Raw genomic sequence first — 9,272 nt, forward strand, 5'->3', positions numbered from 1 at the left:
CAAACCCGGAAAGGACAAGGCCATGGCCAACATCGACTATTATCTGGGGACGATAAGCCCCTGGTGCTATCTTGCCGGCGAAAGACTGGAACAGATCGCCGCCCGGCACGGTGCGCAGATCACCTACAAGCCGCTGGACCTGCTGCAGCTGTTCGACCGCACCGGTGGGGTGCGCCCCGCGCAACGCCATGCCAGCCGCATGGAATACCGCGCGCAGGAGCTGCCGCGGTGGGCCGAACACCTGGGGATGCCCCTGAATTTCAAGCCGGCGCACTGGCCGGTCAACATGGCGCCGTCGTCCTATGCGATCATCGCGGCGCAGGCGGCAGGCGGTGATGTCGGCGCGCTCGTGCAGGGCTTCCTGCGCGCGGTCTGGGCCGAGGATCGCGACATCAGCGACGATGCGGTGATCCGCGACATCCTGGGCGCCAACGGGTTCGACCCGGCGCTGGCCGATACCGGGCTGTTCGTGGGGGCCGAAACCTATGGCCGCAACCTGGAACAGGCGGTGGCCGCGGGGGCGTTCGGGGCACCCTTCTATGTCGTGCGCGAGACCGATCAGCGGTTCTGGGGCCAGGACCGGCTGGACTTTCTGGACCGCCACCTGGCCACGCTATGAGCGGACTGCACCTGCGGCACTGGCCGGGCGATGGGGATCGACCGGCCTTGGCGCTGCATTGCATGATGGGCAGCGGGTCGGGCTGGGGCCCGATCGCGCGGCTGCTGGATGGGCGGGTCGATCTGCGCGCCTTCGACATGCCGGGCCACGGGCGCAGCGACGACTGGCAGCCCCAGCCCGACGGCCCGGATTATCACACCGCGGTCACGCGGCTGGCGGCGGCGATGATCAACCGGCCGCTGGACCTGATCGGCCACAGCTTCGGCGCGACCGTGGCGCTGCGTATCGCGGTCGCCGCCCCGGAGGCCGTCCGCAGCCTGACCCTGATCGAGCCGGTGCTGTTCGCTGCCCGCCCCGACCCCGCCCAGGACGCGCTGGACGCGCGCATGGGCGAGCTGCTGGACCAAGGGCATGACGAACAGGCGATGGCCGCGTTCCTGTCGGTCTGGGGCGCGCAGGACCCCGACCGCCTGCCCCCGAGGCCCGCGCCCAGATGGTGCGCCAGATCAGGCTGGTCGCCGGGACGGGCGACGCGCTGCGCCATGACAGCGCCCGCATCCTGCGCGAGGGCGGGCTGGAACAGATCGACGCGCCGGTGCTGCTGATCCAGGGGGCCGACAGCCCTGCGGTGATCGGCGGCATCATCGACGCGCTGGCCGAGCGCCTGCCCGACGTGGGCCGCGCCACGATCCCCGGTGCCGGTCACATGGCCCCGCTGACGCACCCGGACCAGGTCGCGGGGCTGATCGCGGTGAATCTGGAGCGCGCCTAGAGGATGAAGTCCTGTTCGTCGGGCACCGCCCCGATGGCCATCCACTGCACCCGCATCCGCGCGATGCGGGTGTCGCCCCAGGTCCGGAACAGGATGTCAAAGCCGGTCAGGGTCACGTTCTCGACCTCCAGATCGCCGCGCTGGTTGCGGTCGCTGTCCAGGTCCCACATCCCGATGCTCAGATGCACGACCGGCGGGGCCACGAAGCGGTCGCCGAATTCGACCCGTTGGCGGTGCGACCGGTCGCCCGTTTCGGTCCACATCGGTCCCTGCGTGTCGAAATCGGACACCATCGTGACCGCGCCACGCGCAATCCCGATCTCGTGGCTTGCAAATCGTATCATCCGGACCTTCCCGTCACCCGCGCGGCGATGCTAGCGGCGGCGGCAATGAAAAAAAAGCCCCGGCGGTGCCGGAGCTTTCTGGAACATCGTCGATCGGTCGGACGGATCAGTCCGGAACGGTCGACTGGTTGGGGTCCAGCCCGATATGCGTGCCAAGCGCCTGCATGTCGCCCAGCAGCTTGACGGCGGCGGTCACGACCTCTTCGCCGACATGTTCGCGCCGATCCTTGGCGCTGCGATGGGCGCGGTGGGCGTCCTTCATCATGTCATTGTAGATGTCCTGCGTGATCTCCTCGCGCGGGTGACCGCGCTCGGCCAGCAGGCTGACGCTGTCCTGGTTGATCTCGGCAAATCCGCCGGTGACGGCGAATTCGCTGGTGGTGCCGTCGGCGCGACCAGGATCACCATGCCCGGACGCAGGGTCACGATCGTGGGCGCATGGCCGGGCATGGCGGTCAGATCGCCATCGCTGCCCGGCAGGCGCACCTCGCGCACGGGAACGGAGGCGAGGCTCCGTTCCGGCGACACGAGGTCGAACTGCATGGTATAGGCCATGATGCCCCCTTACGCCGCTTCTGCGGCCAGACGCTGTGCCTTGGCTTTCACGTCTTCGATGTCACCGACCATGTAGAAGGCCGATTCCGGCAGGTGATCGTATTCACCCGCGACGACCGCCTTGAACGAGGCGATGGTCTTTTCCAGCGGAACCTGGACGCCGTCCGAACCGGTGAAGACCTTGGCCACGTCGAAGGGCTGCGACAGGAAGCGCTGGATCTTGCGCGCGCGGGTCACGGTCAGCTTGTCCTCTTCGGACAGTTCGTCCATGCCCAGAATCGCGATGATGTCCTGCAGCGACTTGTACTTCTGCAGGATGCCCTGCACGTCGCGGGCGACCTGATAGTGCTCTTCGCCCAGGATCTGCGGATCCATCAGACGCGACGAGCTGTCCAGCGGGTCCACGGCCGGGTAGATGCCCAGTTCCGAGATGGCGCGCGACAGGTTGGTCGTGGCGTCCAGGTGGGCAAAGGTCGTGGCGGGAGCCGGGTCGGTCAAGTCATCGGCCGGGACGTAGACGGCCTGGATCGAGGTGATCGAGCCGTTCTTGGTGGAGGTGATGCGCTCCTGCATGACGCCCATGTCGGTGGCCAGCGTCGGCTGGTAACCCACGGCGGACGGGATGCGGCCCAGCAGCGCCGACACTTCGGACCCTGCCTGGGTAAAGCGGAAGATGTTGTCCACGAAGAACAGAACGTCCGTGCCCGAAGCGTCGCGGAACTGTTCGGCCAGCGTCAGACCGGTCAGCGCGACGCGCATGCGGCGCCCGGCGGCTCGTTCATCTGGCCATAGACCAGCGCCACTTTCGAATCGACCAGATTGTCGGGGACGATGACGCCCGATTCGACCATCTCGTGATACAGGTCGTTCCCCTCGCGGGTACGCTCGCCCACGCCGGCGAACACCGAGTAGCCCGAGTGCACCTTGGCGATGTTGTTGATCAGTTCCATGATCAGAACCGTCTTGCCCACACCGGCACCGCCGAACAGGCCGATCTTGCCGCCCTTGGAGTACGGGGCCAGCAGGTCGATGACCTTGATGCCGGTCACCAAGATCTCCGAGCTGGTCGCCTGCGCGGCGAAGTCCGGAGCGGGCTGGTGGATCGCGCGGGTCTCGGATGCCGCCAGCGGCGCGCCTTCGTCCACCGGCTCGCCGATGACGTTCAGGATCCGGCCAAGCGTCACGTCGCCGACCGGCACCATGATCGGGCCGCCGGTGTCGGTCACCGACTCGCCGCGGACCAGACCTTCGGTCGCGTCCATGGCGATGGTGCGGACGGTGTTCTCGCCCAGATGCTGGGCCACTTCCAGCACCAGCGTCTTGCCGTTGTTCTGCGTGGTCAGCGCGTTCAGAATTGCCGGCAGTTCGCCTTCGAACTGCACGTCCACGACGGCCCCGATGACCTGCGTGATTTTACCCTTGGCATCAGCCATGTCGTCACCTCTGATTTACGGTCAAAGCGCCTCGGCGCCCGCAATGATTTCGATAAGTTCGGTGGTGATCGCTGCCTGACGCGAGCGGTTGTACTGCGTCGTCAGTCGGTCGATCATGTCGCCCGCGTTGCGCGTGGCGTTGTCCATCGCACTCATCCGCGCGCCCTGTTCGGACGCCGCATTCTCCAGCAGGGCGGCAAAGATCTGCGTGGCCACCGAACGGGGCAGCAGATCCGCTAGCAGATCCTCCTCGCCCGGCTCATAGTCGTACAGCGAATTGGTCGCGGACGCGCCTTCGGGAACCTCGGCGGGGATGATCTGGCGCGCGGTCGGGATCTGGCTGATCACCGATTCGAACCGGTTGTAGAAGATCGTCGCCACGTCGAAATCGCCCGTGTCGAAGCGGGTCAGCACCTCGTCGGTGATCGCGCGGGCCGTGTCATAGCCCATGCGCTTGACCTCGGAGAGGTCGACATGGTGCACGAACAGGCTGCCATAATCGCGCTTCAGCTGCTCGCGGCCCTTCTTGCCGACGGTCAGGATCGCGACCTGCTTGCCCTCGCCGCGCAGCTTTTCGGCGTGCTGGCGGGCCAGACGCACGATCGAGCTGTTGAAGCCACCGGCCAGGCCGCGCTCCGCGGTCATCACGACCAGCAGGTGACGCTTGTCCTCTCCGGTGCCCGCCAGCAGGCGGGGCGCGCCGGACTGGCCTGCCGCATTCGCGGTCAGGCCGGCCATGACGGCCGCCATGCGGTCGGCATAGGGGCGCGCGGCCTCCGCCGCCTCCTGCGCACGGCGCAGTTTGGCGGCGGCGACCATCTGCATCGCCTTGGTGATCTTCCGCGTGTTCTTGACGCTTCCGATCCGGTTCTTGAGATCCTTGAGACTGGGCATCTATTCCCCCTCTCAGGCGCGGGTGCGGTTGTATTCGTCCAGCGCCGCCTTGATCGAGGCTTCCAGCTCTCCGCCGATCTTGCGATCGTTGCGGGTCATGTCGTCCAGCAGATCGGACTTCTGGCTGCGCAGGAACTGAAGCAGACCGTCTTCCCAGGCCACGACCTCGCGCACGGGCACGCTGTCGATATAGCCCTTGGTACCGGCATAGATCACGATCACGATCTCGGCGTTGGTCAGCGGGCGGTACTGGGGCTGCTTCATCAGCTCGGTCAGGCGGGCACCCCGGTTCAGCAGGCGCTGAGTCGCGGCATCCAGGTCCGAACCGAACTGGGCGAAGGCTGCCATCTCGCGGTACTGCGCCAGCTCCAGCTTGACCGGACCGGCGACGGATTTCATCGCCTTGGTCTGGGCAGCCGAACCCACGCGCGACACCGACAGACCGGTGTTCACGGCCGGGCGGACGCCCTGGAAGAACAGTTCGGTTTCCAGGAAGATCTGGCCGTCGGTGATCGAGATCACGTTGGTCGGGATATAGGCCGACAGGTCGCCCGCCTGCGTCTCGATGATCGGCAGCGCGGTCAGCGAACCCGAACCGTTGGCCTCGTTCATCTTGGCCGAACGCTCCAGCAGGCGCGAGTGCAGATAGAACACGTCGCCCGGATAGGCTTCGCGTCCGGGCGGACGGCGCAGCAGCAGCGACATCTGGCGATAGGCCACGGCCTGCTTGGACAGATCGTCATAGATGATCAGCGCGTCCATGCCGTTGTCGCGGAAATACTCGCCGATCGCGGTGCCCGAGAAGGGCGCCAGGAACTGCATCGGCGCCGGGTCGGACGCGGTCGCGGCCACGACGGTGGTGTAGGCCATGGCGCCGGTCTCTTCCAGCTTCTTGACCAGCTGGGCGACGGTCGAACGCTTCTGACCCACTGCGACATAGATGCAGTGCAGGGTCTTCATGCCCTCGGCCTCACGGCCGTTATAGCTCATCTGGTTCAGGATCGTGTCCAGCGCGATCGCGGTCTTGCCGGTCTGGCGGTCACCGATGATCAGTTCGCGCTGGCCGCGGCCGACGGGGATCATGGCGTCCACGGATTTCAGGCCGGTCGCCATCGGCTCGTGCACCGATTTGCGCGGCATGATGCCGGGGGCCTTCATGTCGGCGATGCGGCGCTCGGTCGTCTCGATCGGGCCCTTGCCGTCGATCGGGTTGCCCAGGCCGTCCACGACGCGGCCCAGCAGGGCCTTGCCCACCGGAACGTCCACGATCGAGCGCGTGCGCTTGACGGTGTCGCCTTCCTTGATGGAACGGTCGTTGCCGAAGATCACGACGCCGACGTTGTCGGTCTCGAGGTTCAGCACCATGCCGCGGATCCCGCCGGGGAACTCGACCATCTCGCCGGCCTGGACCTTGTCCAGACCATAGACGCGCGCGATGCCGTCACCGACGGACAGGACCTGACCAACTTCGGCAACTTCGGCGTCCTGGCCGAAGTTCTTGATCTGCTCCTTGAGGATCGCCGAAATTTCGGCAGCCTGGATTCCCATTATCCGACCTCTTTCATGACATTCTGCAGGGAAGCGAGCTTCGAGCGGACCGAACTGTCGATCATCTGCGAGCCCAACTTGACAATCATGCCGCCGATGAGGGTCTCATCGACGCGCGTGTTCAGCTTGACCGTCTTGCCCGATTTCTCGGCCAGGGTCTGTTTCAGGCGGTCCATCTGCGCATCCGTCAGCGCGATGGCGCTGGTGACGTCGGCGGTGATCTCGCCGCGCTCGGTCGCGATCAGCTGCGCCAGGCGGGCGGTCAGCTGCGGCAGCACGAACAGGCGGCGATTCTTGGCCATCAGGCGCAACGTGTTGGTCAGCACCGCGTCCAGCCCCATGGTCCCGGCCAGCGCCTCGATGGCGCGCGACTGGTCCTCGCGGGAGTATTTCGGGCTGGAGATCAGCTCGCGCAGGTCGGCGCTGTCGTGCAGGGCCGTGTTCAGATCGTCGGTCTGGGTCGCCAGGGCATCCACGCCCCCGCTTTCCTTCGCGATCTCGAAGACGGCCTGCGCATAGCGTCCGGCGATGCTCTGGGACATGGAAACAGAGTTGGCCACGGTCATCCTTTACGGTTTGCGCAAACCCCGCTGGCGGGCCGGGCTGGTGCCTGGTCTGTCGCGGGGTGCGGGTCGCGGTCGCGCGGCTGATGGAAGGTCGCGCGCAAATCTGGGGCGTCTCTAGCAGGTGATTTGACGCCCGGCAACCGTTCAGGGCCCTGAAACGCGGGCCTTTGCGACAAAGGGTGCAGGATCGGGGAAACCCGCCGGGGGCAGCGCTAACACCCCGCCCCGGCACCCCGTGGCGCCCTGTGGCAGGATGTCGCATCGGGGGTCGGTTTCAGTCGGTTTCGCGGGCCGTGGGCGCGGTCTGGGGCCGCGGGCGGGCCACCCCGTCCAGGATCTCCAGCGGGCTGGGCACGTGGATTCGCACCCCGGGGCCGATCGGCGCGCGGGCGTGCTTGGACAGCTCGACCATGATGACGCCGGCGATCAGCACCCGGCTGATGCGCGCGCCGGTGCGTTCCCAGAACTGGGCGCTGCGCAGCCAGAATCGCCGGTCGGACGGCGGGATATAGACGGCGCTGCCGTGCCAGTCGGGCTGGAACCCGGCGCGGCGCATCTGCGCCTCGATCTGGCCGGTGGTGTAGGACCGTCCAAAGCCGAAGGGCGTGCGGTCGGACGCGGCCCACAGCCCCGCCCGGTTCGGCACCATCAGCATCATCCGCCCCCCCGGCCCCAGACAGCGCCAGGCTTCGGTCAGCAATTCGCGGGGGTGTTCGCTGGTCTCCAGCCCGTGCAGCATCACCAGCCGGTCCAGGCTGCCGGTCTGGATGGGCCAGGCGGTCTCGTCGCACAGCACGGCGTGGTTGGGCATGCCCGCGGGCCAGCCCATCACCCCCTGCGGCCCCGGCATCAGCGCGGTCACCCGCCGCGCGGTCGGCAGATAGGGTCGCAGCATCGGCGCCGCGAAGCCGAACCCCGCCACCGTCATGCCGCTGGTGCGCGCCGGATCCCACCGCGCGGTCAGCCGATCGCGCAGGATCCGCTGGACCACGCGCCCCAACGCCCGCTGATAGTAAAACCGCCGCAGCTGGTCGATGTCATGGTGCATTGCGCGCAGGTCCCGGTTTTGACAGGCTCAGGTGAACACATGGTCAAGGATTTGCCAATGCCGCTGGAACTGGTCACGCTGCGCTGTCTCAAGGACAACTATGCCTATCTGCTGCATTCCGACGCGGGCACTGTGCTGATCGACGCGCCAGAGGCCATGCCGATCCTGACCGAACTGGACGCGCGGGGCTGGGGTCTGGACGCGATCCTGCTGACCCATCACCACGACGACCACATCCAGGCCGTGCCGGAGATCGTCGCGGCCACCGGCGCGCGGGTCATCGGGGCGGCCGCCGACGCGCATCGCCTGCCGCCGCTGGACGTCAGCGTCGCCCCCGGAGAGCCGTTGGAGATTTTGGGCGAGCCCGTCCACGTGATCGACGTGTCGGGCCACACGGTCGGCCACGTGGCGTTCCATTTTCCGGGCAGCGCCATGGCCTTCACCGCCGACAGCCTGATGGCCCTTGGTTGCGGCCGCCTGTTCGAGGGCGACCCTGCGATGATGTGGGACAGCCTGTCGCGGCTGAACGCCCTGCCCGGCGACACGCTGATCTGTTCGGGACACGACTATTGCACGGGCAACGGCGCATTCGCCCTGTCGGTCGATCCCGACAACGCGGCGCTGCAGGACCGCCTGTCGGCCATCGCCGAGGCGCGCATTCCCTGCGCCCCCGCCACGCTGGATGTGGAACGCGCGACGAACCCGTTCCTGCGCCCGGCCGCGCTGTCCGCGGCGCTTGGGATGGGGGATGCGGACGACGCGCAGGTCTTTGCCCGCCTGCGCCGGATGAAGGACGATTTCTGAGGCCTGCGGCATCCGCGCACGGGGCCGTGTGGTCCCTGCGCTTGAAATGCGGGCTTTGTGACATCACATCTGCCTCAAGCGTGGGAAAATCGTGGCACCTGTCTGAAAAACCACTTGAAGCCAAACGAAATCCACCAAATCTTAACCTTACCGTGACAGTCTGGGCAGGTGGGCCACGAGCAGCCCATACCGCCAGCCGACTGACAGGAGACGACCGTGCCAAGTTTCTCGACCTCCCTGGAACAGGCCATTCACCAGGCGCTTGCGCTGGCGAACGAACATCGACACGAGCTTGCGACGCTGGAACACCTGTTGCTGGCGCTGACCGAGGAACCCGATGCGGTCAAGGTCATGCGCGCATGCAACGTGGACCTCGAGGATCTGCGCAAGACGCTGGTCGATTTCATCGAGGATGACCTGTCGACCCTGATCACCGACGTCGAAGGATCCGAAGCCGTGCCCACGGCCGCGTTCCAGCGCGTCATCCAGCGCGCGGCGATCCACGTGCAAAGCTCGGGCCGGCAGGAGGTCACCGGCGCGAACGTGCTGGTCGCGATCTTTGCCGAGCGCGAATCGAACGCGGCCTTCTTCCTGCAGGAGATGGACATGACCCGTTACGACGCGGTCAACTTCATCGCGCATGGCGTGGCCAAGAACCCGTCCTTCAACGAACCCCGAAAGGTGGTCGG

General features: G+C 66.8%; 10 protein-coding genes and 2 pseudogenes. 5 read left to right on the forward strand and 7 right to left on the reverse strand.

Going from position 1 to position 9,272, the window contains the following annotated elements; all coding sequences use genetic code 11:
* The first annotated feature begins 22 nt into the window (after window positions 1-22).
* The 3 genes from TY51_RS05720 to TY51_RS23200 are packed head-to-tail and all read left to right on the forward strand — an operon-like array spanning window position 23 to window position 1,391.
* Window positions 23-619 (forward strand): 2-hydroxychromene-2-carboxylate isomerase, encoded by a 597-nt coding sequence (locus tag TY51_RS05720; protein WP_042247036.1) that lies wholly within the window; start codon window positions 23-25, stop codon window positions 617-619.
* Window positions 616-1,224, forward strand: a complete 609-nt coding sequence (locus tag TY51_RS05725) for an alpha/beta fold hydrolase (RefSeq protein WP_231558927.1) — start codon at window positions 616-618, stop codon at window positions 1,222-1,224. The genes TY51_RS05720 and TY51_RS05725 overlap by 4 nt, the downstream gene beginning before the upstream one ends.
* On the forward strand, window positions 1,215-1,391 hold the full coding sequence (locus tag TY51_RS23200) for an alpha/beta fold hydrolase (RefSeq protein ID WP_231558928.1): 177 nt from the start codon (window positions 1,215-1,217) through the stop codon (window positions 1,389-1,391). The genes TY51_RS05725 and TY51_RS23200 overlap by 10 nt, the downstream gene beginning before the upstream one ends.
* On the opposite strand, the gene TY51_RS05730 is transcribed toward TY51_RS23200, so the two are convergent.
* The 7 genes and pseudogenes from TY51_RS05730 to TY51_RS05760 form a co-directional block, all read right to left on the reverse strand.
* Window positions 1,388-1,735: an H-type lectin domain-containing protein gene (locus TY51_RS05730; protein WP_042247038.1), complete on the reverse strand. Its 348-nt coding sequence runs from the start codon at window positions 1,733-1,735 to the stop codon at window positions 1,388-1,390. The two genes, TY51_RS23200 and TY51_RS05730, sit on opposite strands and share 4 nt — an antisense overlap.
* Before the next feature lie 106 nt (window positions 1,736-1,841).
* Window positions 1,842-2,290: pseudogene (locus TY51_RS05735) on the reverse strand (F0F1 ATP synthase subunit epsilon).
* 9 nt (window positions 2,291-2,299) lie between these two features.
* Window positions 2,300-3,723 (reverse strand): annotated as a pseudogene (atpD, locus tag TY51_RS05740) (F0F1 ATP synthase subunit beta).
* Between the two features lie 21 nt (window positions 3,724-3,744).
* Window positions 3,745-4,617, reverse strand: coding sequence for a F0F1 ATP synthase subunit gamma (locus tag TY51_RS05745; RefSeq protein WP_042247041.1), 873 nt, complete (start codon window positions 4,615-4,617; stop codon window positions 3,745-3,747).
* A gap of 12 nt (window positions 4,618-4,629) precedes the next feature.
* Window positions 4,630-6,165 carry a F0F1 ATP synthase subunit alpha gene (gene atpA, locus TY51_RS05750; protein ID WP_042247044.1) on the reverse strand — a complete coding sequence of 512 codons (1,536 nt, stop codon included), beginning with the start codon at window positions 6,163-6,165 and terminating at the stop codon, window positions 4,630-4,632.
* On the reverse strand, window positions 6,165-6,731 hold the full coding sequence (locus TY51_RS05755) for a F0F1 ATP synthase subunit delta (RefSeq protein WP_042247047.1): 567 nt from the start codon (window positions 6,729-6,731) through the stop codon (window positions 6,165-6,167). The genes atpA and TY51_RS05755 overlap by 1 nt, the downstream gene beginning before the upstream one ends.
* A gap of 274 nt (window positions 6,732-7,005) precedes the next feature.
* On the reverse strand, window positions 7,006-7,779 hold the full coding sequence (locus TY51_RS05760) for a methyltransferase domain-containing protein (protein WP_042247050.1): 774 nt from the start codon (window positions 7,777-7,779) through the stop codon (window positions 7,006-7,008).
* A gap of 57 nt (window positions 7,780-7,836) precedes the next feature.
* On the opposite strand from TY51_RS05760, the gene gloB reads away from it, so the two are divergent.
* On the forward strand, window positions 7,837-8,583 hold the full coding sequence (gloB, locus tag TY51_RS05765; RefSeq protein ID WP_042247053.1) for a hydroxyacylglutathione hydrolase: 747 nt from the start codon (window positions 7,837-7,839) through the stop codon (window positions 8,581-8,583).
* A gap of 216 nt (window positions 8,584-8,799) precedes the next feature.
* On the forward strand, window positions 8,800-9,272 hold a 473-nt coding region (locus TY51_RS05770; RefSeq protein ID WP_042247056.1), incomplete at its 3' end, for a Clp protease N-terminal domain-containing protein.

This window comes from Paracoccus sp. PAMC 22219, assembly GCF_000787695.1.
Lineage (GTDB): Bacteria > Pseudomonadota > Alphaproteobacteria > Rhodobacterales > Rhodobacteraceae > Paracoccus.

Excerpts from the sequence above, each read along its gene's own strand:
- gloB (WP_042247053.1), top strand. The coding sequence starts at position 7,837 with ATGCCGCTGGAACTGGTCACGCTGCGCTGTCTCAAGGACAACTATGCC.
- atpA (WP_042247044.1), bottom strand. The coding sequence starts at position 6,165 with ATGGGAATCCAGGCTGCCGAAATTTCGGCGATCCTCAAGGAGCAGATC.
- TY51_RS05725 (WP_231558927.1), top strand. The coding sequence starts at position 616 with ATGAGCGGACTGCACCTGCGGCACTGGCCGGGCGATGGGGATCGACCG.
- TY51_RS05720 (WP_042247036.1), top strand. The coding sequence starts at position 23 with ATGGCCAACATCGACTATTATCTGGGGACGATAAGCCCCTGGTGCTAT.
- TY51_RS05730 (WP_042247038.1), bottom strand. The coding sequence starts at position 1,735 with ATGATACGATTTGCAAGCCACGAGATCGGGATTGCGCGTGGCGCGGTC.
- TY51_RS05745 (WP_042247041.1), bottom strand. The coding sequence starts at position 4,617 with ATGCCCAGTCTCAAGGATCTCAAGAACCGGATCGGAAGCGTCAAGAAC.
- TY51_RS05760 (WP_042247050.1), bottom strand. The coding sequence starts at position 7,779 with ATGCACCATGACATCGACCAGCTGCGGCGGTTTTACTATCAGCGGGCG.
- TY51_RS05755 (WP_042247047.1), bottom strand. The coding sequence starts at position 6,731 with ATGACCGTGGCCAACTCTGTTTCCATGTCCCAGAGCATCGCCGGACGC.